The following is a 25,837-nucleotide window of genomic DNA, read 5'->3' on the forward strand; positions in this document are numbered from 1 at the left end:
CGCTTTCCTTGCTTAGACCTGTGGAACCTTCCTTCTTCTGCGTCCGCTTTTCCTCATAGCCACCTCACAACCCTTCCCTAGCTACTCCACAGGACCACCCCAATGCGGGAAATAAAACTTCAAGATCTCAAATCCCAAACGGCAGCCGAGCTCGTCTCGTTCGCGGAGGAAAAAGGGGTCGAAAACGCCAGCACCATGCGCAAGCAGGAGCTGATGTTCGCCATTCTCAAACAACTCGCGATCCAGGAAACCGACATCATCGGGGAAGGTGTCGTCGAGGTTCTCTCCGACGGCTTCGGATTTCTGCGCTCGCCGGATGCCAATTACCTGCCGGGACCGGATGATATCTACGTCTCGCCCTCGCAGATCCGCCGCTTCGGACTTCGGACTGGCGACACCATCGAAGGCCACATCCGCAGCCCGAAGGAAGGCGAACGCTATTTTGCGCTGCTGAAGGTCAACACGCTGAATTTCGAGGACCCGGAAAAATCCAAGCACAAGGTCAATTTTGACAATCTGACGCCGCTGTTTCCCGATCAGCGTTTTCGGCTCGAGCTCGAAGACCCGACCAGAAAGGACCTTTCTGCAAGGGTTATCGACATCGTGGCGCCGATCGGCAAGGGCCAGCGCGCCCTGATCGTGGCGCCGCCGCGCACCGGCAAGACCGTGCTGATGCAGAACATCGCGCATTCGATCACGGCCAATCATCCGGAATGCTACCTGATCGTGCTCTTGATCGACGAGCGTCCGGAAGAAGTCACGGACATGCAGCGCTCGGTGAAAGGCGAAGTCGTCTCGTCAACCTTCGACGAGCCCGCCGTGCGTCACGTCCAGGTGGCCGAGATGGTGATCGAGAAGGCCAAGCGGCTGGTCGAACATGGTCGCGACGTGGTGATCCTGCTCGATTCGATCACGCGCCTGGGCCGGGCCTACAACACCGTAGTGCCGTCATCCGGCAAGGTGCTGACCGGCGGCGTCGACGCCAATGCGCTGCAGCGGCCGAAGCGGTTCTTCGGTGCCGCGCGCAACATCGAGGAAGGCGGTTCGCTCACCATCATCGCCACCGCGCTGGTCGATACCGGCAGCCGCATGGACGAAGTCATTTTCGAAGAGTTCAAGGGCACCGGTAACTCGGAACTGATCCTCGACCGCAAGGTTTCGGACAAGCGGACCTTCCCGGCGATCGACATCTCGCGCTCCGGCACCCGCAAGGAAGAGCTGATCACCGATCCACAGCTCCTGAAGAAAATGTATGTGCTGCGCCGGATCCTGAATCCGATGGGCACCATGGACGCCATCGACTTCCTGCTCGACAAGCTGCGCAACACCAAGAACAACGCAGAATTCTTCGAGTCGATGAATACCTGACCGGCTTGACTGGTTTAAAGGGGGCGTCCTTGCGCAGGCGAGGGCGCCCTTTTCGTTTTGGGCGTCATGTTGCGCCTTTGCTGCAGCAATTCTGCAGCATGACAAGGGCTGGCTGCTTCGTGCGGGAGCCCGTAAGCGGTTGATATATAAAGTTAATATCATTTCCCGAAAGCGCTTGGACGGCCGAACTTGGCGGCCCATCTGGCGCATCTTGCTTCTGGTTGGCTGTATCAGCCAACCAGTCGAGATTGCGTTGCCTTTTCAATGGCTCCGGCACAAATAGGCGATGCATCCGCGCGAGCAGACCATTTTTGCGCTTTCATCGGGCCGGCCACCGAGTGCGATTGCCATGGTGCGGGTTTCCGGGCCTGAGGCTGGGCCGGCGTTGACGGCGTTGGCTGGCAAGCTTCCAGTGCCGCGCATGGCGACGCGGGCCCTGTTGCGGGACGCTGGTCAGCAGCCGATCGACGACGCAGTGGTGCTGTGGTTTCCCGGGCCGGCCAGCGCGACCGGGGAGGATGTCGTGGAATTCCACGTCCATGGCGGCCGCGCGGTGCTGGCGGCACTGTTCACGGCGCTCTCGGCCTTGCCGGACATACGGGCGGCGGAGCCGGGCGAGTTTACCCGCCGCGCCTTCGAGAATGGAAAGCTCGACCTCACCGAGGCCGAAGGTCTCGACGATCTCATCCATGCCGACACCGACCGGCAGCGCCGCCAGGCGCTACGCCAGCTGAAAGGTCTGCTCGGCGACAGGGCGCGTGACTGGCGGGCGCAGATCATCGAGGCCTCGGCGCTGATCGAGGCGGGGATCGATTTTGCCGACGAAGGCGACGTGCCGGCCGAGCTGATGGCGCCGGCGCTGCTGAAGATCAAAGGCCTGCTTGCGGAAATCGAGGAAGTCCTTGCGGCACAGGGACGAAGTGAGCGGCTGCGCGACGGCCTGGTGGTCGCGATCGCGGGTCCTCCGAACGTCGGCAAGTCGACGCTGATGAATGCGCTGGCGCGGCGCGAGGTCGCGATCGTGTCGCCGCATGCCGGCACCACGCGGGACATCATCGAAGTCCAGCTCGATCTCGACGGCTATCCGGTGACGGTCATCGACACCGCGGGGATTCGCGAGACCGAGGATCCGGTGGAGCAGGAGGGTGTGCGGCGGGCGCGGGCGCGGGCGGCGGAGGCCGACCTGGTGTTGTGGCTGGCCGATGCGGAGCACGAGAAAATTCTGCACAAGGGCGAGGCGCCGGTTTGGCTGGTGCGTAACAAGATCGATCTCGACGGAGGCCAGTCCGACGCGACGCATGCAGCCGGTGATCCTGCGCGGGAGGGCGCCTCCGCCGAGTTCAGGATCTCGGCCAGCCAGGGCGATGGGCTGGCGGAGCTGATCGCTGCGCTGGTGCAATTCGCGCAAGTCTATTTCGGCTCGGACACCGGCGCGTTGATCGGCCGGGCTCGGCAGCGAAGATTGCTGGAGGAGACGGCGGCTTCATTACAGCGCAGCATGGGTGTCATCGAAAGGGGTGAGGAACTGGCCGCGGAGGAACTGCGAAGCGCGGCTCATTCCTTGGGGAGGCTGTTGGGCCGGGTCGACGTCGAGGATATTCTCGATGTGATCTTCCGGGAATTTTGTATAGGAAAGTAATATTTCTTTGTTCATTTTAAGATGTTCCGTTGTTTCACGTGAAACAAGCCCTCGCCGCATGGAGGCGGCCATTGTTTCACGTGAAACACGACGCTCGGCAGCGAACTTACCGCTTCCGGGTTTTGCCGCTTCGCGATAAAAGTCCGGCCATGATCACCGCGCAAGAATCGTTCGACGTCATCGTGGTCGGTGGCGGCCATGCCGGCTGCGAGGCCGCGAGCGCGGCTGCGCGCCTCGGCGCCAGAACGGCATTGGTGACGCACCGGTTCGCGACCATCGGCGCGATGTCCTGCAATCCCGCCATCGGCGGCCTCGGCAAGGGCCACCTGGTCCGGGAGGTCGATGCGCTCGACGGCCTGATGGGCCGGGCCGCCGACGCCGGCGGTATCCAGTTTCGCATGCTCAATCGCCGCAAGGGTCCGGCGGTACGGGGACCTCGGGCCCAGGCCGATCGCAAGCTCTACGCAGCGGCGATGCAGGCCGCGATCCGCGAGACCGCCAATCTCGGCGTGATCGAGGGCGAGGCCGACGAGCTGATTCTTTCCAATGGCCGGGTCACCGGCATTCGCCTGATCGATGGCCGCGCGCTATCCGCCGTTGCCGTTGTCATCACCACCGGCACCTTCCTTCGCGGGCTGATCCATCTCGGCGAGAAGAACTGGCCGGCGGGACGCATCGACGAGGCCCCGGCCATGGGGCTTTCGAAGTCGTTCGAGCGGGCCGGCTTTACGCTCGGCCGTCTGAAGACCGGCACGCCGCCGCGGCTCGACGGGACCACCATCGACTGGTCCGCGGTGGAAATGCAGCCGGGCGACGATCCGCCGGAACCGTTCTCGGTGCTGACCGACTGTATCACCACGCCGCAGATCCAGTGTGGGATCACCCGCACCATCGCTGCGACCCATGAGGTGATCCGGGCCAACGTGCATCGCTCGCCGATGTATTCCGGCCAGATCAAGAGTTCGGGCCCGCGTTATTGTCCGTCGATCGAGGACAAAATCGTCCGCTTCGGCGATCGCGACGGCCATCAGATCTTTCTGGAGCCGGAAGGCCTTGACGACTCCACGGTCTATCCGAACGGCATTTCGACCTCGCTGCCGGAAGAGGTCCAGCTCGCGATCCTGGCGACGATTCCCGGGCTTGAGCGGGTACGGATGGTCCGGCCGGGCTATGCGATCGAATATGACCATGTCGATCCCCGCGAACTCGATCCGACCTTGCAGACAAAACGGCTGCCCGGGCTATTCCTGGCCGGGCAGATCAATGGCACCACGGGCTATGAGGAGGCTGCGGCCCAGGGACTGGTTGCAGGTCTCAACGCAGGCTTGGCGGCCGGCGGAGCCGATCCGATCGTTTTCGACCGCGCCGACGGCTATCTCGGCGTCATGATCGACGATCTCGTCACGCGCGGTATCACCGAGCCCTATCGGATGTTCACCTCACGCGCCGAGTACCGGCTGACGCTGCGGGCCGACAATGCCGACCAACGCCTGACCGATAAGGGTATCGCGCTCGGCTGCGTCGGGGAGACCCGTTCGAGCCACCACGGCGCCAAGATGGCAGCGCTCAACGCCGCGAAGGCGCTGACAAAATCGCTGACGATCACGCCCAATGAAGCCGCCAAGCATGGCCTGGCGCTCAACAGGGATGGCCAGCGCCGCTCGGCCTTCGAGTTGCTGGCCTATCCGGAGCTTGGCTGGACCGAAATTCACGGCATCTGGCCGGAATTGTCGGCCATTGACCCAGGAATCGCCGTCCACGTCGAGATCGATGCCAAATACGATGTCTATCTCAAGCGTCAGAACGCCGATGTCGATGCCTTCCGCCGCGACGAGGGGCTGATCCTGACCGGCGTCGATTACGCTAACGTGCCTGGACTCTCGAATGAGGCCCGGTCGAAGCTCGAAACCGCACGACCGCGAACGGTGGGGCAGGCGGGCCGGATCGACGGAATGACCCCGGCGGCCTTGGGTATCCTGGCGGCCTATTTGCGGCGGGAAGCTCGAAAGAAGCCGGCTGTCGCGTCGGCTTAATTAATCTGTTTCACGTGAAACAAGGCCCATCAAAATTGGCCAATCCAGCAAGACAGGTTGTTTCTCCCGCCGCCCTCGCTCTAGATAAGGCGGCAGCGCTCGCGCTGACGCCCGTTTCACGTGAAACAGAGGCGCGCCTCGATCGCTATGTCGATCTCCTGCTGGAGTGGCAGGCGAAAACCAACCTGGTGGCGCCGTCGACGCTGCCTAGTCTGTGGACCCGGCATATCGCCGATTCGCTGCAGCTCCTGACGATCGCTCCCTCAGCCAAGACCTGGGCCGACCTCGGCAGCGGCGGAGGGTTTCCCGGCGTGGTGCTGGCCTGCGCCTTGGCCGGTACGCCGGGAGCGATGGTCCATCTGGTAGAGCGCAACGCCAAGAAGGCGGCGTTCCTGCGCGAGGCACTCCGAGTTACCAACGCGCCCGGCCAGGTTCATCTGTCGGATATTGGGGATAGTGTGGATAGAATTACCGGACCGGTCGATTGCGTCACAGCCCGCGCGGTGGCTCCGCTACACCAGCTCATCGGTTTCGCGGAACCGCTGGTGAAGAAGGGCGCGAAAGCGCTGTTTCTCAAGGGCCAAGATGTAGAGGCTGAATTGACCGAAGCCACTAAATATTGGAATATCAAGCCGCAACTTCATTCCAGCCGCACCGGCGGACACGGCTGGATCGTCGAGCTCGACAATATCGAGCGGCGCCGTCAGCCCGCAACAGCACATGGCACAAGCGCATGACCGTAATTGATCAGATTTATCAAGAGGATGAGGCCCCCCGTCCGCCCGGCCATCCGCGCATCCTGGCGCTGGCCAACCAGAAGGGCGGCGTCGGCAAGACCACCACCGCGATCAATCTCGGCACCGCGCTCGCGGCGATTGGGGAGCGGGTGCTGATCGTCGATCTCGATCCGCAGGGCAACGCCTCCACCGGGCTTGGCATCGACCGCCGCAACCGCAGCTGTTCGACCTACGACGTGCTGATCGGCGAGGCGCCACTGCGCGACGCGGTGGTGCCGACCGCGGTGCCGCGGCTGCATATCGCGGCTTCGACCATGGATCTCTCCGGCCTCGAACTCGAACTTGGTTCGACCCGAGACCGCGCCTTCCGCCTGCGCGATGCGATCGCAGCGCTGAATTCCAACGTCGCGCCGGATTCCGATTACACCTATGTGCTGATCGATTGTCCGCCGTCGCTCAATCTTCTCACCGTCAACGCGATGGCGGCCTCTGATGCGATCCTGGTGCCGCTGCAGTGCGAGTTCTTCGCGCTCGAAGGCCTGTCGCAATTGCTGCAGACGGTGGAGCAGGTGCGCTCAACGCTCAATCCCAATCTGTCGATCCACGGCATCGTGCTCACGATGTTCGACTCGCGCAACAATCTGTCGAACCAGGTCGTCGCCGACGTCAGGCAGTTCATGGGCAGCAAGGTCTACAACACCATGATCCCGCGCAACGTGCGCATCTCCGAGGCGCCGTCCTACGGCAAGCCGGTACTGGTGTACGACCTCAAATGCGTCGGCAGCGACGCCTATCTCAAGCTCGCGACTGAAGTGATCCAGCGTGAGCGCGAGCTGCGCACGCATTGAGTTGACCCACGTCATTCCGGACAATCCGCGTGAGCGGATTGATCCGGAATCCCGAGTCGATGAAGTGAAAAAACGTCGAGATTCCGGGTTCGCGCGCTTCACGCGCGCCCCGGAATGACGGCGGTGACGGGACGAAGTGAATTAGGAGTGCTAAGTGAATCCAAGGGAGCTGGCGATGGCCGATGAAGCGCGTTCGCGACTGGGCCGCGGTCTTGCAAGTCTGATCGGCGATGTCGGCGGCGAGGCCGCGCATATCGAACGGCCTCGCGCGCAGCGCAAGGTGCCGATTGAATTCCTCAAAGCCAATCCGCGCAATCCGCGCCGCACTTTTTCCGATGCCGAACTTTCCGAACTTTCCGACTCGATCAAGCAGCACGGTGTGATCCAGCCGATCGTGGTGCGTCCGGTCAAGGGCGTGCAGGATCGTTACGAGATCATCGCCGGCGAACGCCGCTGGCGCGCGTCGCAGATCGCAGGCCTGCACGAAGTGCCGATAGTGCCGGTCGATGTCAGCGACAGCGATGCACTCGAGATCGCGATCATCGAGAACGTGCAGCGCGAAGATCTCAATGCGATGGAGGAGGCGCAGGGCTATCACGCGCTGGCCAATGAATTCAAACGCAGCCAGGACGAGATTGCGAAGATCGTCGGCAAGAGCCGCAGCCACGTCGCCAACATGATGCGGCTGACGAAATTGCCGGCCGAAGTTCAGGCCTACATCGCGCTCGGCCAGTTGTCGGCCGGGCACGCGCGCGCCTTGATCGGGGTGCCCGATCCCGTTGCCGCTGCCAAGCGCATCGTCGAGGAGGGCCTCAACGTGCGTCAGGCCGAGGCGCTGGCGCATGTCGAGGGCGTGCCTGTTCGCAAGCCACAGAAGGCCCGCAGCGGCAAGGTCAAGGATCCCGATACGGTGGCGCTGGAGAAACGCGTCAGCGACGCGCTCGGACTGGCCGTCACCGTCGAACACCGCGATCCTGGCGGCACGGTGCACATCCGCTATGGCGATCTCGAACAGCTCGACGAAATCCTGCGGCGGCTCGACAAGGGAAGTTAGAGTCGTCATTCCGGGGCGCGCGCAAGCGCGAACCTCAAATGTGCGATTGCACATCGGGGAATCTCGCGCAACTAACTTCTGGATTCCGGGTTTGCTCGTTTCACTCGGGCCCCGGAATGACCGATTAAGTAAGACTTATCCCCGCCGCTTCGCATTGACGGCGATCGCCAGCAGCGCGCGCTGCGCGATCACGTCGGCCAGGTTTGCCTGCTTGCGCATTTCCAGCGCCGCGGTCGCGAGCTGTTCGATGACCGTGAGCAGCCGCGCTGCGCTGAAATTGCGCAGGGCGGCCTCGACGTTGCCCTTGCGCGAAAAATGCAGCCGCGGAAAGCCGCCATCGAGCACGGCCGATACCGGCGTTCCCTCGGCGACCGCGAGCGCCGATTTGTGCAGCCACGCCGCCTGGCGCTGCGCGGCCGAAATGATGACGCCCGGATAGGTGCCGGCGATCATCGCCTTGGCGAATTCGGTTTCGACCAGCTCCGGCTTTCCGGCGAACGCGCCGTCGACGATCGGGTCGACCTTGAGTTCGGAGGCGTCGGCAACCACGGCCATCACATCGTCGAGCGTGACCTCGCGCCCGCCATGCGCGTACAGCGCGAGCTTCCTCAGTTCGTTGCGCGAGGCCTGACGGTCGCCGCCGAGCAACGACATCAGGACCGCGCGGGCGTCGGCTGCGATGCTCAGATTGGAAACCCGCAGCTCGCTGTCGATCAGCCGGGCGAGCTGGTTGGCGTCGTCGGCATAGCAGCCGATCGCGACCGCGGTCTTGGCGCGCTCGCAGGCCTTGCGCAGCGGCGATTCCGGCCGCAATTCGCCGGCCTCGATCACGATGCGGCAATCCTTCAGCGCAGAGTCCGCGAGCGTATCGACGCCGCTAGCAAAGTTGCGCGAGCCGGCGCGCACGCGAATGGCACGGCGGCCGCCGAACAGCGGCACCGTCATCGCTTCATCGACCAGCCGGGACGGCTCGGCGGAAAGTTCATCGCCATCCAGCCTGACAAGCGAAAACGGATCGCTGGGATCGTCGACCGCCGATGCCAGCAGCGCATCGGCGCGCTCGCGCACCAGACCCGCATCGGGGCCGTACAGCAGGATGATTGGACGGCCCGGATCGGGCCGGGCGAGAAAAGCGTCGATCTCTTTTCCGCGAAGCGCGACCAATTGGGCGTCAGGTGCCGGCGACGAAGTACGACGCCAGCCGGGTCTGGATGTTTTCCGCGATCTCCTGCGCGGCGCGATCCTCGGCGTCGCGGAACGCGCGGGCGCGGGCGAAGCGCTGCAGCTGGCCCGGGATGTCGTAGGAGACGCGCGAGAACGTGCTCCCGGTCATGACCGACTTATTGGTGGCGAGCTCGATCAGATTGTACTGGGCGTCGATGCCGTAGTTTTCGCTGGATGGCAGCGCGGTATTGGGATCGAGGATCAGCGACGAGCGGTTGGTCGTGAACCGCAGCACCAGCCGGTGGGTAGGCGGCATGCCGGTGGCGCTACCATAGAGCTTGAACGCCAGCGCGTTGCGGACCTCCACCTGGATCCGGGCTTCCCGCGAGGCGTTGGGCTTGTCGACGGGCGGAACTTCCACCCCCATCAGCTTTTCGCGCAGTCCGGGCGTGCCGTCGGTACGCCCGGCATACATCGGCTGGAAGCAGCCGGCCGTCAGCGCCGCCAAGGCGGCCACGGCCAGGAGCCGAGCGGCGATGCGGGTACTAGCCAACGACATTCACGATCCTCATTGGAACAATAATGACCTTGCGGACGGCCTTGCCGCCGAGGGCCACTTTTACCGCATCGAGAGCCAAAACGGCAGCCTCAATTTCCGGATTTTGAGCACCCCGTGGCACGGTGACATCACCCCGCTTCTTGCCGTTGACCTGGACCACCAGCGTCACGGTGTCTTCAACCAGCAAATCGCGTTCGATTTGGGGCCAATTGACCTCCGAAATCAGCCCTTTCTGGCCCAGAACCGTCCAGCACTCCTCGGCCAGATGCGGCATCATCGGCGCAAACAATTGAACAAGAATGATTGCGGCCTCCCGGACCGACCAGGCCAGGTCTGGAGTAAAGACGGGGGCCGGCTGGCCCTCGCGCCCCAGCACTTCCGCCAGCGCATTGGTGAATTCGCGGATATGGGCGAGGCAGACGTTGAAATGCAGTCGCTCGATGCCGGTCGAAACCTTGTCCAGCGCGCCATGAGCGGCCTTGCGCAGGACAAGCGCGTCCGGGCCGAACGCCGCCGGCCGCGCCGCCGGGGCGGATTTGGCGATTTCGGCTGATTCGTTCACCAGCCGCCACAGCCGCTGCACGAAGCGCGAGGCGCCCTGGACGCGCTCGTCGCTCCAGATTACGTCGCGGTCGGGCGGGGAGTCCGACAACATGAACCAACGCGCGACGTCGGCGCCGTAGGTCGCGATGATGTCGTCGGGATCGACGGTGTTCTTCTTCGACTTCGACATCTTCTCGATGGCGCCGACGGTGATGTCTTCTCCTGTCGTCAGCAGAATGGCGCGCTTGCCGTTGCCGCCGGCCTCGATCTTGACTTCCGCGGGCGTGACGTAAGAGCCGTCGGCCTTCTGATAGGTCTCGTGCACCACCATGCCCTGGGTGAACATGCCGGCGAACGGCTCGTCCATGCCGATGTGCCCGGTGGCCTTCATCGCGCGGGTGAAGAAGCGGCTGTAGAGCAGATGCAGGATCGCATGTTCGACGCCGCCGATATATTGGTCGACCGGCATCATCCGGTCGGCGACCGCTGGCGTGGTCGGCGTCTTCTCGTTCCAGGGATCGGTGAAGCGCGCGAAGTACCACGACGAATCCACGAAGGTGTCCATGGTGTCGGTTTCGCGGCTAGCGCGGCCGCCGCATTTGGGGCAAGCAACGTGCTTCCAGGTCGGATGATGGTCGAGTGCGTTGCCGGGCTTGTCGAAGCTGACGTCCTCCGGCAGCACCACCGGCAGATCCTTGTCCGGAACCGGCACCACATCGCATTTCGGGCAATGGATCACCGGGATCGGGCAGCCCCAATAGCGCTGCCGCGAAATACCCCAGTCGCGCAGGCGGAAATTGACCTGCCGCTCGCCGACGGCCGAGTTATCCCGAACCTCGCCTTCGAGCCTCTTCGCGACTTCTTCCTTGGCCTGATCGATGGTCATGCTATCGAGGAAGCGCGAATTGATCATGCGGCCGTCGCCGTCATAGGCGGTGTCGGTGATGACGAAGGTCTTGGGGGCCTGGCCTTCGGGACAGACCACCGGCGTATTGCCGAGCCCGTATTTATTGACAAAGTCGAGGTCGCGCTGGTCGTGCGCCGGACAGCCGAAGATCGCGCCGGTGCCGTATTCCATCAGCACGAAGTTGGCGACATAGACCGGCAGCTTCCAGCTGGGATCGAACGGGTGAATCGCGCGGATCCCGGTATCGAAGCCGAGCTTCTCCTGGGTGTCGATGATCTCCTGCGCGGTGCCGTGGCGCTTTGCTTCGGCGATGAACTCGGCGAGCTTGGGATTTTTCGCGGCCGCGGCCTGCGCCAGTGGATGATCCGGCGCGATCGCCATGAATTTGGCGCCAAACAGCGTGTCATGCCGCGTCGTGAAGATCTTCAGCTCGGACTCGCCTTTCGGCGTCGTCGCAGGATCCAGCGCGAAGCGCACCAGCATGCCCTCGGAGCGGCCGATCCAGTTGCGCTGCATCAGCCGCACCTTGTCGGGCCAGCGGTCCAGCGTGTCGAGCGCGTCCAAGAGTTCCTGCGAGTACTTCGTGATCTTGAAGACCCACTGGTTCATTTCGCGCTGTTCGACCACCGCGCCGGAGCGCCAGCCGCGGCCGTCGATCACCTGCTCGTTGGCGAGCACGGTCATGTCGACCGGATCCCAGTTGATCTTGCGCTTTTCCCGCTCCGCCAGGCCTGCGCGCAGGAAGTCCAGAAACATCTTCTGCTGATGCTTGTAGTAGGAGGGATCGCAGGTCGCGAATTCGCGTGACCAGTCCAGCGACAGCCCGATCGACTGCAGCTGCTTCTTCATCGCCGCGATATTGTCGTAGGTCCACGCCTTCGGCGCCACCTTGCGCTCGATCGCCGCGTTCTCGGCCGGCAGCCCGAACGCGTCCCAGCCCATCGGGTGCAGCACGTTGAAGCCCTTGGCCCGCATGAAGCGCGCCAGCACGTCGCCCAGCGTATAGTTGCGGACATGCCCGATATGGATGCGCCCGGACGGGTAGGGGAACATCTCGAGCACGTAATATTTCGGCCTGGGATCGTCGTTTTTGGAGGCGAAGATCGCCTTTTCGTCCCACTGGCGCTGCCAGCGCGGCTCGGATTCGCGTGCGTTATAGCGTTCGGAGGTCATGAAATCGCAGGGCTTTTCGTGGGTTCGGGGCCGTCCCTGGGGACGGCGGACTAGGCCACAAAAGCGGCAGGGGGGTCAACGGGGGGCTAGACCATCCGCAGACGAAAGCCTCTTCGCGGTTCAGCCAAATGCGTATCCTGAAGTGCAATGGTCACGCAGCCGCAGGGAGATAAACGAGCGCTTCATTGGCCATCCTCACAATCGGCTCAATTATCCGCCGGTTTGCCTGGAAAAGCTCGACGATTTTTCCGTCATCGATCGATAGATGGTCCCCTCCAAATGTGCGTCGGAGTAACTCATCGTGAAACGGCTTTTCATGCACCGCCAGGCCCGCGCTCCTCCTCAGATACCGACCGACCTCAGCAGCAGCATCGACATCTCCAAACATCGCACGTGCGATCAGCGACAGTGCCGACAATCGTGGGCAATCGCGACTAATTTGCTGTAGTAACTCCCGATCTCCGCGATTGAGAGCGTATTCAAATTTCGCAGCAAACGCGGGAAGCTGCTTTTCATGAGCGCCATCCTTGTCTGCACGGGCTATCAGCAAGTCGATGTAATCGCGGGTGCCATTGCCATTGGAGGAGGTGCCAACTTCGCGCCTCATCGTTTCGAGCTCCGAAATTGCCTTGGTATGCCGCCCCGTTGGCCCTTCGTCGAAAAGTAGGATGGATATGCGCTTTAAAGTGCCCAAGCGCCATATATCTTTCGGCAGGGGATATTGAGACTCCACCGACTCGGAAAACTGTTGGACTACAGTCCCGAAATGATCCTCTCCCACGCCTCTGATACGGGAAACGTCAACCTCTCTATTCTTGGGTGATACTTTCGCGAGTATTTCATCAAATCGTCCTTGGTTGAGCTTTGCAAGCAGCGCCCGGCTCAGTTCCACCTGGTCCATTGGAAACTTGTTGATGTTGGCGATGAGATGTTCTTTCGCGACATCCCGGTCGCGCCCGCCATTCCGCTTGATAAGAGCCATCGCGAGCCAATTCCGAGTAGTGGCACTTTCGAAGCCCTTCTCGATCATCCAGGTTGCTTGTTCAATCGCCTCGTCCAGCGCTGCGCCTCCCAGAATCACTTTTAGCAGTCCTGTGTGGTCCAGGTAGTCGACCCTTGTTGGCTCCTCGGTGAGGCCAACGGAAAGAAGCATCGTGCCAAACTGCGCGGCGCAACGGAAATTCTGTGCCATCCATACTAACGAGGAGATCGCGTTAGGTGCTCTAAGCACGCTTGGTGCATACGATTTGATGAAACGATCAATTTTTCTCCCCTGCTGAAACAGCAGCAAGGTCGAGTTCAGAAATAGTCGAATGTTTGCTTCGTGAAAGTTGGGATCGATGACGAACATCTTGCCCGCGAGGTCGCAAGCAATCGGTAGTTCCTCCATGTCGCCTTTCCGAAGAATGGCACGTATCCGGTTCGCCGTAATATAACTGTTCCCCGGCACAATCGACTCAGCACGGCCCGAGTAGTAATAATAATCATCAGCGCGGTCAGATAATTTGGAAAGGTAATTGATCAGATTGACCCACGCATTCGGTGAATTGAATCGCCGTAACGCCTCCCAAATGACAGATTCGGCCTCGCGATATGCACCCTCGAAAAGATAGCCATGCATGAGAAAAGTCCATGGCTTTTCGTTCCACGGCTCCCATTTGAGAAATTCTCGCGAAAGATGATGGATTAGCTTTGCGCGCGTCGTCTTTTCTGCGACCGATTTTGCGGATAGCCGGCCCAGTATTTTTGCGAGAAACGAAAGATAGAGAATGATCGATCGTTCGCTTGACAACGAACGGCTATACGCATCGTTTGCCGAAAGAATGCCGGAAGCAATTTCGGATACTCTCCCTTCCTCGATCTGGGCCGCTAATGAATTGAGATCCTTGATCGAGGGTAGTTGAGTTTTGCTTTCGAACCGCGAACTCGCCTCCGGCGATGCAGACATTTCGCGGGAATTGGAAAACTTCAGGAAATACATCGATAGCTGGGGAAACTCGTTCGCCACCGTGTTGCGCAGTTTCTCCCACACTGCTGGCGCGGCGGAGAGAGAGAGTTTCGCGCCAACAATTTCAATCGCCTCGGTATTGAGCCATGAACGCGCGCTCCAGTAGGCAAGGAATTCGCGTGTCTTGGCGAGAAGAAAAGCCTCCTCTGCCGATCCCTCCGAGATGTTGGATATCAACTTCTGATCGTCAACGAGCAAGTGATCCAGGGAGATGTCCGAAACGGTCCGACCCATACGACTGCCCTATCACAATGGCCCAAATGCATTCTTTAATTCGATCCCGTGAAGCTGAAACACGGCGATAACGTTGTCGATATGCCGCGACTCCCTCCGCGCCGTCTCGACGGTTCTGCCGTACCGGCCAGACCATGCATCGATTGTCCAATGCGCCGGAACGCCTGTTCCATTCGCGGGCTGAAATAGAATCTGGCCCGCTATTCGGGCTCCTCCGCAATTCACCAGGGACGGGTGTCCGAGTTTCTTGTCTGTTCTCAACAAGCCGCTCAAGTACGGAATCTCCAAGCGCTTAAAACGTCGCCCAGAGGCCAATCCAACGACGTCCTCGTCTACAGCTTCTTCGATGGAAAAGCGCACAAGCCCGGCTTCATCAACCAGATACAATATCACCACCTTGTTTACGAGGACACCACCGCAGGACCAGTCAGCCAGAACCTGGGACATGAAGGATCGGAGTGGCGGAGCAGATGTCCCATCGAGAACATTAAAGGAGGCAGGCCTGATGTCTAACTCCCAATCATCATATCCCATCTGCCGTCTGTCGTTCCGTGCCGGTCCGACAACGATCCCGTATTTTTGATCAAGTTCCACCACTTAAAGCCCCAACAAACTTTTTCAAAATTAAAATTAGGGACAAACCGTATCGAAAATCAACCTTTACTTGCAATGGTGAGGAACAAACGCATTATCTCCGTTCTTGGTTCGTTGATGCACATGCCGGACGCAAATGAGTATCGGGCCAAACGCCCGATTCCATCGATGCTTTAAAAAGGCGGATACCGGTCATTAGCTACACGGCCTGCCCTCAGCTCGCCAGCGCCATCCCGCCGTCCGAGAGCCGGACGAACCCGTGCTCGACCACGGCGTTGCGGCCGCGGTGTTTGGCGGCGTAGAGGGCGGCATCCGCGGCCTCGACCAGGTCGCCGGGCTGCTGCTTTTCGTTCGGCCGGGTGCAGGCGACGCCGACGCTGACGGTGACGGTCTGGTAGCTCGAGGTGCAGTGGGGCAATGCCAGGTTCAGGACCGCTGATCGCACCATCTCGCCGATTTCGAGCGCGCGCCTGGCGTCGGTGTTCGGCAGCAGCAGGCAAAATTCCTCACCGCCGTAACGTCCGGCAAAGCCCATGGTCTCGGCGGCAATGCCGGCCAGCGTCTCTCCGAGCCGGGTCAGGCAGGCGTCGCCTTCGGGATGGCCATAGGTGTCGTTGAACAGCTTGAAGTGATCGACGTCGATCATCAGCAGCGACAGCTCGCTGTCGTTTTGCAGGGCCTTCATCCATTCGAAATCGAGCCGACTCTGGAAGCCGCGGCGGTTGGCGAGGCCGGACAGCATGTCGATCGAGGCCATCACGGTCAGCCGGTCGTTGGTGGCGACGAGCTCGCGCTCGCGCTTGCCGAGCTGCGCCGCCATCGCGTTGAAGGCGCGGGCGAGCGGTACGAACTCCGCCGGCAGGCTGCCGCGCGCGGCGCGCACCGACCATTCGCCCTGGCCGAACCGCGTCGCCGTCGCCGCCATCATCTCGATCGGCTGGATGATCAGCTTCTCGGCGGCGACCAGAGCGCCGAGCAGCACGAACACGCAGACGAACCCCAGTTGCAGGTAAGCGGTGCGAATCTCGCGGTTAATCGCGGCGGACACCCTGGCCTCGTCGATGCTGACGATCAGGCGCGATTGCGTGCCGGAAACGCGCGCAAAGGTCACCATGCGTCTCAAGCCGTCCGCGGCGACGAATGAGAGCGATCCTTCCGTCTTGTCCGAGCCGATGGCTTTTTCGGCGATGGCCGACAACAGCGGCACGGTATCGAGCGGATGGCCGATCATGCTGGCCTGATCCGACGGCGCCGCCAGCACGGTTCCCGCGCTGTCGATCAGCACGGCCGAAATACCGGGCCGGTTGCCGAGATTGCCCATGATGTTCGACATCCAGTCGAGATTGACGCCGGCGAGGACGACCGCGTCGGCATCGCGATTGATGGCGGATACCGGATAGGCCGCCATCACGATCGGTGTGTTGTTCGGCCGGGCAAGCAGAAAGTCGCTGAAAACGAAGTTGCGGGTCTCGCGCGCCTTCGTGAGGTAGGGCCGGTCGCTGAGATCGAGGCCGACATACATGTTGTTGGTCGAGCACTGGATGCGCCCATCGCCGCCGACGATCATCAGGCTGCGGATCCATGGCAGATTGGCCGGCAGGCTGGCGCGCATGATGTCGCAACTGCGGCCGACGCCGCCATCGGAAGCGCGGATATAGGCCGCCGATTTCAGCACGGTCTCGACCGACGAAATCACTTCGCGCTGCATGTCGGCGCTGTGCTTGGCGAGGCCGGCGAATTCCGTAGAGGCGAGCGCGATCTGCTTGGACCTTGTGTCCTCGAGCGAACGGGCGCGCTCGAGCATCAAGGGCGCCACCAGGATCAGCCCGAGCAGCGCCAGCCGTGCGCGGATTCCCAGAAGTTTCTTGAGTTTCACTCTTTTGCGGTTGAAACTAACCCGTGACATCTTAGTCCCCTGACCCCGTATGCAGGGTAGAGGGAAGGGTTCAAGAAGCCTTTCCGGAATTCGGTAAAATTCGAACTAATCCCCGTAGATCTACCAATGACGGATGACATGTCGCCGCAAACCCCCTCGCCGATATCAGCGCATTCACCAAACGGGCTCGCCACGGTTGAGCAGGAGATCGCGCGCGCCTGCAAGGAAGCGCGCCGCGATCGTAAGTCGGTGACGCTGATCGCGGTGTCCAAGACATTCGACGCCAGCGCCATTACGCCCGTGATCGAGGCCGGACAGCGTGTTTTCGGCGAAAACCGCGTGCAGGAAGCCAAGGCGAAGTGGCCAGAGTTAATGGCGGCTTACCCCGGGATCGCGCTGCATCTGATCGGACCGCTGCAATCCAACAAGGCCAAGGAAGCCGTGGCGCTGTTCGATGCGATCCATTCGGTCGACCGTCCGAGCATCTGCGAAGCGTTAGCCAAGGAGATGAATTCCCAGAAGCGGCGGCCCGAATTGTTCGTCCAGCTCAATACCGGGGAGGAGCCGCAGAAGGCGGGCGTCGCTCCAGACGAAGCCGACGCCTTCATTGCCGCTTGCCGGGACAAATATGGCCTGTCAATTTCCGGCCTGATGTGCATTCCGCCGGTCAATGACGCGCCGGCGCCGCATTTCGCGCTGACCGCGAAGATCGCCGCGCGCAACGGGCTGAAGAATCTCTCGATGGGCATGAGCGCCGATTTTGCAATCGCGATCCAATTCGGCGCCACCCATGTGCGGGTCGGCTCGGCGATTTTCGGGCATCGGTAGACTTCGTCGTCCCGGCGAACGCCGGGACCTATACCGCGTGATCTGTCGATAGGGCAGTGCGGCAGACACCTTCCGCACAACCAAAGCCGGTGGTTATGGGTCCCGCTTTCGCGGGGACGACACTCAGTCTGGTGATGCTTACTTGAATCCCACCGACACTCTTCCAAGCACCCCGAAGTCGGCCTCAAACAAATCGCCCGGCTGAATCGGCAGCGGCGGATGGCAGGTGCCTGTCGTCACGACCTCTCCCCTCCGCAGCGTTATGCCGAGCTGGCGCAATTCATTGGCGAGCCAGGCCAGCGCGATCCTGGGATCGCCGAGCACGTTCTTGCCGAGACCGGTGTATTGCTTGCCGCGTAGCGCGATCGCCGGCTTCTCCTCGACGAGATCGAGTGCGCGCCAGTTCGACGTCGTGGGCGCACCGAGAACGAACAGATGCGCGCAGGCATTGTCGGCGATGATCTGCTCGGCGCCGGCGCTGACAAAATCCCTGAAGCGAGAATCCGGAATTTCGATCGCCGGATGCAGCGTGTCGACGGCATCGAGAACGTCCCGCACGGTGTAGGCCGCGGCCCGCGGCGGCAGATCCATTTGCATGCGAAAAGCAAATTCCGGCTCGGCGACGCGCATTTCATTGCCGGCCATCGAGGCCGTGCCGCCATCCGCAATCACGGTCTCGCGCAAGATGCGCCCGGCCATCGGGCCATCGACATTGATGTGTTTCTGGCCGGCTTCGCTGGTGGCTGCGATCTTCCAGCCGAACAGGCTCCCTGTCGAATGATTTTCGATAGCGGCCTGGATCGCGTAGGCCTCGGAGCGGTCGCGCGGACGAAGTGAAGTCTCGAGACCCTCAAGCTTGGTGCCGGCGCGCCAGTGGTCGTGCAGGATGCGTGAGGCCGCCGCTATCTTATTGTTGTCGAGCATGCTCTTGATATCCTTGGACTACAGAACCGCCAACTCACTCGATCACGATCTTCGTCCTGGGTCCGAGCCGCCGCAGCAAGTGCAGCATCGCCGATTCGGTCATGGAGACGCATCCGGCGGTCGGCCCGAAATTCTCGCGCGCCAAATGCAGGAAAACCGCGCTGCCCCGGCCGGCGATTCGCGGCCGCGTATTGTGATCGATCTCGACGATGAAATCGTAGAGGTGGTCGTCGCGCCGGAGCCGGTCGCCGCCGCGACCCGGCTCCAGCCGCACCGGCTGGTTGTAATGCCGATCCCCGGGGTCCTCGCACCAGGCGTCTTCGGGCCGGATCGGGCGAATCGGCAGAAATGTGCGCGGTCTCGGGTGGCGGTCGGCGCGCCACCACAATTGCCGCGGCCGGAAGGTGCCCCGCGGGGTCCCGCCGTCGCCCTCCCGTTTGTTGGCCATGATGCCGCCGCGTCCCAGTGCGACCGGCAAGGTCTGGCCGCCGGCCGTCAGCCAGCCCCGGCGGGGATCGCCGGCGGCGGCGCGAATCCGGATTTCCGAGAGCGGGCGATCACGTGGACTTGTTCTATAAGTGATTGAAATATTGGACTTTCCCATGCGAATCGCCAAATCCCCGGTTGCCTCGCTTAATGCAAATGTTCTATTTCACGCCGATCCCAGACATTCATCCAAAAGCCAGCCAATTCTGGAGTAGACTGTGTTTCGGCTTGTGAAACTGTAACAGCCCCTTACCTCAATACGAACCAAGACCTGACTAGCTTACGAATCAAGATTCGGCTGACGGCGCTTCTGCTTGCCCCTGCCGCTCCCAAGAGGATTGTACCCATGGCCAATGCCCGCAAGATCCTGATCGTGGATGACGACACCGATCTGCGCGACACGCTGGTGGAGCAATTGTCGCTGCACGACGAGTTCGAGGCTTCCGCCGTCGATACCGGCGCCAAGGGCGCCAGCGCCGCCAAGGCCAATTCTCCCGATCTCGTGCTGATGGATGTCGGGCTGCCGGACACCGACGGCCGCGAGGTGGTGCGTAGCCTGCGCAAGGGCGGCTTCAAGGCGCCCATCATCATGCTCACCGGGCACGACACCGATTCGGACACCATTCTGGGGCTGGAATCCGGCGCCAACGACTATGTGGCAAAGCCGTTCCGGTTTGCGGTGCTGCTGGCGCGAATCCGGGCCCAGCTCCGCCAGCATGAGGCCAGCGAGGACGCGGTTTTTTCCGTCGGCCCCTACTCTTTCCGGCCCGGCTCCAAGATGCTGACCGGCGCCAATGCCCGGAAGGTCCGCCTGACCGAAAAGGAAACCGCGATCCTGCGGTTCCTCTACCGCGCAGGCCAGATGCCGGTCTCGCGCGAAACGCTGCTGCAGGAGGTGTGGGGCTATAATTCGGGCGTCACCACGCATACCCTGGAAACCCACATTTACCGGCTGCGTCAGAAGATCGAGAAAGATGCGGCCAATCCCGAAATACTGGTGACGGAAGCCGGTGGCTACAAGCTGGTGCCGTGATACGATTCGCCCGACGATTCGTATTTTTCAGCGCATCCCGATCACCGGTCCTGCATGTCGATCGAAGATGATGTAGCGCTACTTGAGCGCGTCCCCACCCTGCGCCTGCTTGGCGGGACCGCGCTGCGCATGCTTGCGATCGGCTCCGAGCCGCGCAATTTTGCGCGCGGCGACGTGCTGTTCAATGCAGGCGACGACGCCGATGCAGGCTTCATCGTTCAGCGCGGCGCGTTCCGGCTCGAGGACGGCGGCGGCGCCGAAATCATCGCGGGTCCCGGCGCCTTGATCGGCGAACTGGCGCTGATCGTCGCGATGCAGCGGCCATCCACCGCGACCGCGCTGGAAAATTCCTCGGTGATCCGGGTCGCGCGCAGCCTGTTTCAGCGCGTGCTCGAAAGCGATCCCGCCGCAGCGCGCCGCCTGCGCGACGAATTCGCCACTCGCACCAGCCAGGTCGCCAGCGATATCCTGATGGCCGGCGCCAAACTGAGTACTTGATCCGCCAGCCTCAGCGGATCTTGCCCGCGAACGCGGGGACGACAGTAGCGGCTACACCTCCAGCGTCGCCGTCACCGGCACGTGGTCCGACGGCCGCTCCCAGCCGCGTGCGTCCCTGGTGATCCGGAAATCGCTGACGCCGTCTTTCAGCGCACGCGATACCCAGATGTGGTCGAGCCGGCGGCCGCGGTCGGCCAGTGTCCAGTCGGCGGCGCGGTAGCTCCACCACGTATAGACCTTCTCCGACATCGGAATCCGCATCCGCGCGACATCGAACCATTCGCCATGCGCCTGTGCCGCGAGCAGTTTCTCGCATTCGATCGGGGTGTGCGACACGACCTTCAGGAGTTGCTTGTGTGACCAGACGTCGTTCTCGTGCGGCGCGACGTTGAGATCGCCGACCAGGATATGCCGGTCGTCGCCGCGCGGGTGCAGCGGCTCGCAGGCCTTCATCTCGTCGAGGAATTGCAGCTTGTGCTCGAATTTCGGATTGAGCGCTGGATCGGGAATATCGCCGCCGGCCGGAACGTAGAAATTATGCAGCACCAGCGGCTTTGCCAGCTGCGCCTTTTCGCCGAACGAAACCGAGATGTGACGCGAATCGATCTTGTCGCAGAAGGTGCGGATATCCGTGTTGTCGAACGGCAGTTTCGAGATCACCGCGACGCCGTGATAGCCCTTCTGGCCGTTCAGCGCGATGTGCTCATAGCCGAGACGCTTGAACCGCTTCAGCGGAAAGGCGTCGTCGATGCATTTGGTTTCCTGCAGGCACAGCACGTCCGGCCGCACCGATTTGAGGAATTTGGCGACCAGATCGATGCGTAGGCGCACCGAATTGATATTCCAGGTTGTCAGGGAGAAGCGCATGGGGAGCAGCGTTCTAGCACAGGCACCGCCGCCGTCCCGCGGTTTTGCACAGGATCAGGTCGAAAGGCCCCAGATGCCGGCGGCGGCGACGGCCGCGAATAGGCTGGTGGCCGGAAAGCGCCAGGGACGCACGCCGCCCTTGATGGCGACGGCGATGCAGAGTAGCGAAAAGGAGGCCGCCAATGCGGTGAAAAGCACGCCGAAGCCGCGCGCGGCCGGCTCGAGCGCCGAGTAGGCGAACATCGCGGTCATGACCAGCAGCGTCAGCGTCGTCATGTGCCAGCAGTAATAGTTCAGCCAGCGCGACGCGCGGCTCAGCCCCTCGACCGCCAGCAGCGGACGGACCACGTAGACGCCGCCGACAAAGGTGTGGACCGTGAAGGTGAGCAGCGCGAGCACGCTCGCTGCGGCAAAGCCGGCATTCAGCATTTTCTCCTCCATGAGAAGAGGCGGATTGACAGCATAAATAATAGAATTTCTATTCTAGAATATCAACGGGGCAATCCACATGGGCCGGCACGCCAGGTTCGACCGTGAAGAACTGCTCCTCGCCGCCGCCGGCGAGGCGGCGATGGGACGGCCCGTCACCATCCAGTCGCTCGCCGCCGCCTCGGGCGCCACCGTCGGTTCGATCTATCACCGCTTCGAATCACGCGAGGAAATCCTCGGGGAAGCTTGGCTGCTAGCGGTGCGCAGCTTCCAGTCCGACTTCGTGCCGGCGGTGGATGCTGCGGCGACGGCCCGCCAAGGCCTTGAGGCCGCGCTGACGGTGCCGCGTTGGTCGCGCAAGCATCTGGCGCTCGCCAGCCTGCTCGCCTTGCGGCGGCAGGAGGATTTTTTGGACGAACGCACGCCGGCGCATCTGCGGCGCGAGGCCGCAGGGATCAACAAGTTCGCCATGAAGGTGGTCGGAACATTCGCGGCACGGTCCCGCCGGTCAGATCTGCAATGCCAGACGGCGCTGATCGGGATGCCTTACGGCGCGGTGCGCCTATTCCTGCCCAAGCAGTCTCCGCCAGCCGAGATCGATGACATGATCGCAGCGGCCTATTGCGCGGTAATGAAAGCGGAGAGCTAGCCGGGCGGCACCGAGTAGTTGGTGAAATCGATCTTGAACAGGCCGGGATCGACCTTCTTGGAGGAATCCAGATTGTAGACCGCGACGGTGGTGTCGTAGCCCTGCGGGTCGGTCACCGTCCATTGCTTGAGCTGGCCGTCCCTGGCGCCGATCATCAGCATCAGGCGGCTGGTGCCGATCAGCGCCTGTTTCTCCTCGATGGTGACGCTGATGAACACGTCATCGGCGGTCACGCTCACGACGTTGGTGTCCTTCAGCAGATCGATGCGGTCCGACAGCAGGAAGCGCAGCGGCGTCTGCGACAGCGGATAGATGTCCTGGGTCGCGAGCTTGGTGTCGCGCACCGCCAGCGAGGATCCGTCGGCGATGATCGCGATCGGACTCGGCGCGTCATATTCGAAACGCACCTTGCCGGGCTTCTGGATATAGAAGTCGCCCTTGGTCTTGCTGCCGTCGGGTCCGACCTGGACGAAATTTCCGACCAGAGTCTGCAGCGATGACAGATAGGAACTCACCTTGGCGGCCTGCGCCTTCTGGGTCGCGTCGAAGGTCGCGAAGATGTTGGCGGGAAGATTGCGGCGCGGATCGGGAATCACCGGATTCGGAGGAACCGTCTGGGTTGCCCCGGTCGTCATCGGCGTGCGCTGCGGTTCCGATGCGCTGATCTGCATGTCGCGCCCTTTCGGGGCGGGTTTCGGAATCGGAACGGTCTGCGCCTGAGACGGCGTCGCGGCACCGCAGCTCATGGATGCCGCAAGCAGCAGCGCCAGCGCGCCACGCATGCTGCGGTCTGCAAGTAGTGTGGCCATGCGAAATTTCGGATTTCTATGCAACGCGTCGTCCTGCCTGAATCTCGGCCATTTTATCGTGCTTTCGGCCAAAGGAGATATCGTTTTTCCGTGAAAATATGATGCCAAGTCAGGCAGTCCCGGGGCTCGATCGCACTTCTCAGAAGCGGCTTTCTTCTTCTTCGACCAGAATTTCACGTTTGCCGGCGTGATTTGCCTGTCCGACGATGCCCTCGAGCTCCATCCGCTCCATCAGCGACGCGGCGCGGTTATATCCGATCTGCAGCCGGCGCTGGATGTAACTGGTCGAGGCCTTGCGGTCGCGCTTGACGATCGCCACCGCCTGCGCGAACAGGTCGCCGCCGCCATCGCCGCCCATTCCGGTGGAATCGAACACCGCGCCGTCCTCGTCGGTCGGCTCTTCCGCCGTGACGGCTTCGAGATATTCGGGCTGGCCCTGCGTCTTGAGATGGCGCACCACCTTCTCGACCTCCTCGTCCGAGACGAAGGGACCGTGGACGCGGCTGATGCGCCCGCCGCCCGCCATATAGAGCATGTCGCCCTGCCCGAGCAGCTGCTCGGCGCCCATTTCACCGAGGATGGTGCGGCTGTCGATCTTTGAGGTGACCTGAAACGAGATGCGGGTCGGAAAGTTCGCCTTGATGGTGCCGGTGATGACGTCGACCGACGGCCGTTGCGTCGCCAGGATCACATGCAGGCCCGCGGCGCGCGCCATCTGCGCCAGGCGTTGCACCGCGCCTTCGATATCCTTGCCGGCCACCATCATCAGGTCGGCCATTTCGTCGACGATGATGACGATGTAGGGCAGCGGATCGAGGTCGAGCTTCTCCTCCTCGTAGATCGCCTTGCCGGTTTCCTTGTCGAACCCGGTATGCACCGTGCGCGTCAGATCTTCGCCCTTGGCCCGCGCTTCGACCAGGCGCTGATTGTAGCCGTCGATGTTGCGGACGCCGAGCTTCGACATCTTCTTGTAGCGCTCTTCCATCTCGCGCACCGCCCACTTCAGCGCGACCACCGCCTTCTTCGGGTCGGTCACGACAGGCGTCAGCAGATGCGGGATGCCGTCATAGACCGAGAGTTCGAGCATCTTGGGATCGACCATGATCAGCCGGCACTGATCCGGCCGCAGCCGGTAGACCAGGCTGAGGATCATGGTGTTGATGGCGACCGATTTGCCGGAGCCGGTGGTGCCGGCGATCAGCATATGCGGCGTTCGCGCCAGGTCGATGATGATGGATTCGCCGCCGATGTTCTTGCCGAGACAGAGCGGCAGCTTCGCGACCGATTCGTCCTTGGCCGTCAGCAATTCCCGCAGATAAACCTTTTCGCGATGCGCGTTCGGCAATTCGATGCCGATGGCGTTACGGCCGGCGACCACGGCGACGCGCGCCGACAGCGCGCTCATCGATCGCGCGATGTCGTCGGCAAGGCCGATCACGCGCGACGATTTGATGCCGGGCGCGGGTTCGAGCTCGTACAGCGTCACGACAGGGCCGGGATTGGCCTTGACGATTTCGCCGCGGACGCCGAAATCGCCGAGCACGCCCTCCAATGCTCGCGAATTGGCTTCGAGTTCCGACTTGCTCAGCGGCTGCCGGTCCGAGGCCTTCGGCGCCGTCAGCATTGACACGGCGGGCAGCTCGAACCTGTCGGACGACTTGCGCGCCGGGGCGCGTGGTGCAGCCTTCTTGCGTGGGGCGCGGGCGGCGGGAACTTCCTCTTCTTCCTCGTCGTCGAAATCCTCCTCGGCCTGCGGGGCCAATGACGGCGCGGCGCGACCGCCGAGGCTCGGCTCCTGGCGCTCGAAAGAGGAGGTGCGGGGCTGCGGCGCGCTCGCCACCAGCGAACGATAGGCCAGCACCATTAGCCACGACAGCCGCGCTTTGGCGCTCATGAGGGCATGAAACACCCATCCCAGCGAGACCGAACTGCGATCGTCTTCCTCTTCGAACGGCGTGTCGTCGTCCTCGATCGGCGTCAGTTCCTCTTCCTCGCGCCGCGAGCCCATGCCGCATGCGAACAGGAAGGTCGCGACCATCGCCGCGAACAGGATGATCCCAAGCACGAGGCGATAGACGAAGCCGGGCGGTCCGAACACCACGGCGGGTGCGCGCACCAGCGCGTCGCCGACGACGCCGCCAAGCCCGGTCGGTAGCGGCCACGCCCCGCCATGCGTCCAGCAGCTGGCGAAGCCCGCTGCGATCACCGTGCAGAGAATCCAGCATGCGATCCGCAGCGCTTCGCGGTCGAAGGTGCGGTGGGTCAGCATGCGCCAGCCCCACACCGCAACGGGGAGGATCAGCATGATTGCGCCGAGACCGACGATCTGCATCAGCAGATCGGCGCCGATCGCGCCGGGATAGCCGACGATGTTGCGGATCGCGCGCGAGGTCGCGTGGCTGAGGCTCGGATCCTGCACCGACCAGGTCATCAGCGCCGCCGCCGCCACGCCCGACAGCGCGATCAGCGCAAGTCCGGCGAGCTCGCGCAGGCGCCGCATCAGCGCCTCGCGGATCGACGCCGGCAAATGGCCGACCAGGGGAATGACGCGTTCGATCGCCGGCATGCTCATGGGCC

At 62.4% G+C, this 25,837-nt stretch carries 22 protein-coding genes; 10 read left to right on the forward strand and 12 right to left on the reverse strand.

Annotated elements, in window-relative coordinates:
• Positions 1-102: 102 nt before the first annotated feature.
• The 6 genes from rho (at position 103) to KMZ29_RS01075 (ending at position 7,679) form a co-directional block, all read left to right on the forward strand.
• Positions 103-1,368 carry a transcription termination factor Rho gene (gene rho, locus KMZ29_RS01050; protein ID WP_215604313.1) on the forward strand — a complete coding sequence of 422 codons (1,266 nt, stop codon included), beginning with the start codon at positions 103-105 and terminating at the stop codon, positions 1,366-1,368.
• A 286-nt stretch (positions 1,369-1,654) separates the two neighbouring features.
• Positions 1,655-3,007, forward strand: a complete 1,353-nt coding sequence (gene mnmE, locus KMZ29_RS01055) for a tRNA uridine-5-carboxymethylaminomethyl(34) synthesis GTPase MnmE (protein WP_215622096.1) — start codon at positions 1,655-1,657, stop codon at positions 3,005-3,007.
• Positions 3,008-3,156: 149 nt separating this feature from the next.
• Complete coding sequence (mnmG, locus tag KMZ29_RS01060; RefSeq protein ID WP_215622097.1) at positions 3,157-5,040, forward strand: tRNA uridine-5-carboxymethylaminomethyl(34) synthesis enzyme MnmG; 1,884 nt, start codon at positions 3,157-3,159, stop codon at positions 5,038-5,040.
• A gap of 35 nt (positions 5,041-5,075) precedes the next feature.
• A complete protein-coding gene (rsmG, locus tag KMZ29_RS01065) occupies positions 5,076-5,777 on the forward strand; it encodes a 16S rRNA (guanine(527)-N(7))-methyltransferase RsmG (RefSeq protein ID WP_215622098.1) in 702 nt (233 codons plus the stop codon).
• Positions 5,774-6,625: a ParA family protein gene (locus KMZ29_RS01070; RefSeq protein WP_215622099.1), complete on the forward strand. Its 852-nt coding sequence runs from the start codon at positions 5,774-5,776 to the stop codon at positions 6,623-6,625. Before rsmG ends, KMZ29_RS01070 begins: the two co-directional genes overlap by 4 nt.
• Before the next feature lie 175 nt (positions 6,626-6,800).
• Positions 6,801-7,679: a ParB/RepB/Spo0J family partition protein gene (locus KMZ29_RS01075; RefSeq protein ID WP_215622100.1), complete on the forward strand. Its 879-nt coding sequence runs from the start codon at positions 6,801-6,803 to the stop codon at positions 7,677-7,679.
• A gap of 135 nt (positions 7,680-7,814) precedes the next feature.
• On the opposite strand, the gene holA is transcribed toward KMZ29_RS01075, so the two are convergent.
• From holA to KMZ29_RS01105, 6 genes are all read right to left on the reverse strand, one after another.
• The gene (holA, locus tag KMZ29_RS01080) at positions 7,815-8,843 is read right to left on the reverse strand and encodes a DNA polymerase III subunit delta (protein WP_215622101.1); all 1,029 of its coding nucleotides are present in this window, start codon (positions 8,841-8,843) and stop codon (positions 7,815-7,817) included.
• Between the two features lie 7 nt (positions 8,844-8,850).
• Positions 8,851-9,402, reverse strand: a complete 552-nt coding sequence (lptE, locus tag KMZ29_RS01085; protein ID WP_215622102.1) for an LPS assembly lipoprotein LptE — start codon at positions 9,400-9,402, stop codon at positions 8,851-8,853.
• Positions 9,389-12,025: a leucine--tRNA ligase gene (leuS, locus tag KMZ29_RS01090; protein ID WP_215622103.1), complete on the reverse strand. Its 2,637-nt coding sequence runs from the start codon at positions 12,023-12,025 to the stop codon at positions 9,389-9,391. The genes lptE and leuS overlap by 14 nt, the downstream gene beginning before the upstream one ends.
• Before the next feature lie 151 nt (positions 12,026-12,176).
• Entirely contained in the window at positions 12,177-14,267 is a 2,091-nt protein-coding gene (locus KMZ29_RS01095) for a hypothetical protein (protein ID WP_215622104.1), read from the reverse strand.
• A gap of 12 nt (positions 14,268-14,279) precedes the next feature.
• On the reverse strand, positions 14,280-14,714 hold the full coding sequence (locus tag KMZ29_RS01100) for a hypothetical protein (protein ID WP_215622105.1): 435 nt from the start codon (positions 14,712-14,714) through the stop codon (positions 14,280-14,282).
• 361 nt (positions 14,715-15,075) lie between these two features.
• Positions 15,076-16,767: a diguanylate cyclase domain-containing protein gene (locus KMZ29_RS01105; protein WP_215622106.1), complete on the reverse strand. Its 1,692-nt coding sequence runs from the start codon at positions 16,765-16,767 to the stop codon at positions 15,076-15,078.
• A gap of 108 nt (positions 16,768-16,875) precedes the next feature.
• Here KMZ29_RS01105 and KMZ29_RS01110 point away from each other — a divergent pair, with 108 nt between their 5' ends.
• Positions 16,876-17,565, forward strand: coding sequence for a YggS family pyridoxal phosphate-dependent enzyme (locus tag KMZ29_RS01110; RefSeq protein WP_215624088.1), 690 nt, complete (start codon positions 16,876-16,878; stop codon positions 17,563-17,565).
• Positions 17,566-17,703: 138 nt separating this feature from the next.
• Here KMZ29_RS01110 and KMZ29_RS01115 read toward each other — a convergent pair whose 3' ends face one another.
• Entirely contained in the window at positions 17,704-18,489 is a 786-nt protein-coding gene (locus KMZ29_RS01115; RefSeq protein ID WP_215622107.1) for a 2-keto-4-pentenoate hydratase, read from the reverse strand.
• Positions 18,490-18,523: 34 nt separating this feature from the next.
• The gene (locus KMZ29_RS01120; protein ID WP_215622108.1) at positions 18,524-19,093 is read right to left on the reverse strand and encodes a L,D-transpeptidase family protein; all 570 of its coding nucleotides are present in this window, start codon (positions 19,091-19,093) and stop codon (positions 18,524-18,526) included.
• Positions 19,094-19,321: 228 nt separating this feature from the next.
• On the opposite strand from KMZ29_RS01120, the gene KMZ29_RS01125 reads away from it, so the two are divergent.
• Together KMZ29_RS01125 and KMZ29_RS01130 are read left to right on the forward strand one after the other, a co-directional pair.
• Positions 19,322-20,008 carry a response regulator transcription factor gene (locus tag KMZ29_RS01125; RefSeq protein ID WP_215604326.1) on the forward strand — a complete coding sequence of 229 codons (687 nt, stop codon included), beginning with the start codon at positions 19,322-19,324 and terminating at the stop codon, positions 20,006-20,008.
• A gap of 54 nt (positions 20,009-20,062) precedes the next feature.
• Complete coding sequence (locus KMZ29_RS01130; RefSeq protein ID WP_215622109.1) at positions 20,063-20,506, forward strand: cyclic nucleotide-binding domain-containing protein; 444 nt, start codon at positions 20,063-20,065, stop codon at positions 20,504-20,506.
• A 51-nt stretch (positions 20,507-20,557) separates the two neighbouring features.
• Here KMZ29_RS01130 and KMZ29_RS01135 read toward each other — a convergent pair whose 3' ends face one another.
• Both KMZ29_RS01135 and KMZ29_RS01140 read right to left on the reverse strand, forming a co-directional pair.
• Positions 20,558-21,373 (reverse strand): exodeoxyribonuclease III, encoded by an 816-nt coding sequence (locus KMZ29_RS01135; protein ID WP_215604328.1) that lies wholly within the window; start codon positions 21,371-21,373, stop codon positions 20,558-20,560.
• Positions 21,374-21,427: 54 nt separating this feature from the next.
• Positions 21,428-21,802 carry a hypothetical protein gene (locus KMZ29_RS01140; protein ID WP_215614094.1) on the reverse strand — a complete coding sequence of 125 codons (375 nt, stop codon included), beginning with the start codon at positions 21,800-21,802 and terminating at the stop codon, positions 21,428-21,430.
• Between the two features lie 79 nt (positions 21,803-21,881).
• Between KMZ29_RS01140 and KMZ29_RS01145 the strand changes: the two genes are divergently transcribed.
• Positions 21,882-22,451, forward strand: coding sequence for a TetR family transcriptional regulator (locus KMZ29_RS01145; RefSeq protein WP_215604330.1), 570 nt, complete (start codon positions 21,882-21,884; stop codon positions 22,449-22,451).
• On the opposite strand, the gene KMZ29_RS01150 is transcribed toward KMZ29_RS01145, so the two are convergent.
• Positions 22,448-23,260: an outer membrane lipoprotein carrier protein LolA gene (locus tag KMZ29_RS01150; RefSeq protein ID WP_369810064.1), complete on the reverse strand. Its 813-nt coding sequence runs from the start codon at positions 23,258-23,260 to the stop codon at positions 22,448-22,450. The two genes, KMZ29_RS01145 and KMZ29_RS01150, sit on opposite strands and share 4 nt — an antisense overlap.
• A gap of 139 nt (positions 23,261-23,399) precedes the next feature.
• On the reverse strand, positions 23,400-25,832 hold the full coding sequence (locus KMZ29_RS01155) for a DNA translocase FtsK (RefSeq protein ID WP_215622110.1): 2,433 nt from the start codon (positions 25,830-25,832) through the stop codon (positions 23,400-23,402).
• Positions 25,833-25,837: the final 5 nt, after the last annotated feature.

This window comes from Bradyrhizobium sediminis (assembly GCF_018736085.1).
In the GTDB taxonomy this organism is placed as follows: domain Bacteria; phylum Pseudomonadota; class Alphaproteobacteria; order Rhizobiales; family Xanthobacteraceae; genus Bradyrhizobium; species Bradyrhizobium sediminis.

Coding starts and splice junctions, on each gene's coding strand:
- rho (WP_215604313.1), top strand. CDS start 103: ATGCGGGAAATAAAACTTCAAGATCTCAAATCCCAAACGGCAGCCGAG.
- mnmE (WP_215622096.1), top strand. CDS start 1,655: ATGCATCCGCGCGAGCAGACCATTTTTGCGCTTTCATCGGGCCGGCCA.
- mnmG (WP_215622097.1), top strand. CDS start 3,157: ATGATCACCGCGCAAGAATCGTTCGACGTCATCGTGGTCGGTGGCGGC.
- KMZ29_RS01070 (WP_215622099.1), top strand. CDS start 5,774: ATGACCGTAATTGATCAGATTTATCAAGAGGATGAGGCCCCCCGTCCG.
- KMZ29_RS01075 (WP_215622100.1), top strand. CDS start 6,801: ATGGCCGATGAAGCGCGTTCGCGACTGGGCCGCGGTCTTGCAAGTCTG.
- lptE (WP_215622102.1), bottom strand. CDS start 9,402: ATGTCGTTGGCTAGTACCCGCATCGCCGCTCGGCTCCTGGCCGTGGCC.
- leuS (WP_215622103.1), bottom strand. CDS start 12,025: ATGACCTCCGAACGCTATAACGCACGCGAATCCGAGCCGCGCTGGCAG.
- KMZ29_RS01095 (WP_215622104.1), bottom strand. CDS start 14,267: ATGGGTCGGACCGTTTCGGACATCTCCCTGGATCACTTGCTCGTTGAC.
- KMZ29_RS01100 (WP_215622105.1), bottom strand. CDS start 14,714: ATGTCCCAGGTTCTGGCTGACTGGTCCTGCGGTGGTGTCCTCGTAAAC.
- KMZ29_RS01105 (WP_215622106.1), bottom strand. CDS start 16,767: ATGTCACGGGTTAGTTTCAACCGCAAAAGAGTGAAACTCAAGAAACTT.
- KMZ29_RS01110 (WP_215624088.1), top strand. CDS start 16,876: ATGTCGCCGCAAACCCCCTCGCCGATATCAGCGCATTCACCAAACGGG.
- KMZ29_RS01115 (WP_215622107.1), bottom strand. CDS start 18,489: ATGCTCGACAACAATAAGATAGCGGCGGCCTCACGCATCCTGCACGAC.
- KMZ29_RS01120 (WP_215622108.1), bottom strand. CDS start 19,093: ATGGGAAAGTCCAATATTTCAATCACTTATAGAACAAGTCCACGTGAT.
- KMZ29_RS01125 (WP_215604326.1), top strand. CDS start 19,322: ATGGCCAATGCCCGCAAGATCCTGATCGTGGATGACGACACCGATCTG.
- KMZ29_RS01130 (WP_215622109.1), top strand. CDS start 20,063: ATGTCGATCGAAGATGATGTAGCGCTACTTGAGCGCGTCCCCACCCTG.
- KMZ29_RS01135 (WP_215604328.1), bottom strand. CDS start 21,373: ATGCGCTTCTCCCTGACAACCTGGAATATCAATTCGGTGCGCCTACGC.
- KMZ29_RS01140 (WP_215614094.1), bottom strand. CDS start 21,802: ATGCTGAATGCCGGCTTTGCCGCAGCGAGCGTGCTCGCGCTGCTCACC.
- KMZ29_RS01145 (WP_215604330.1), top strand. CDS start 21,882: ATGGGCCGGCACGCCAGGTTCGACCGTGAAGAACTGCTCCTCGCCGCC.
- KMZ29_RS01150 (WP_369810064.1), bottom strand. CDS start 23,260: ATGGCCACACTACTTGCAGACCGCAGCATGCGTGGCGCGCTGGCGCTG.
- KMZ29_RS01155 (WP_215622110.1), bottom strand. CDS start 25,832: ATGAGCATGCCGGCGATCGAACGCGTCATTCCCCTGGTCGGCCATTTG.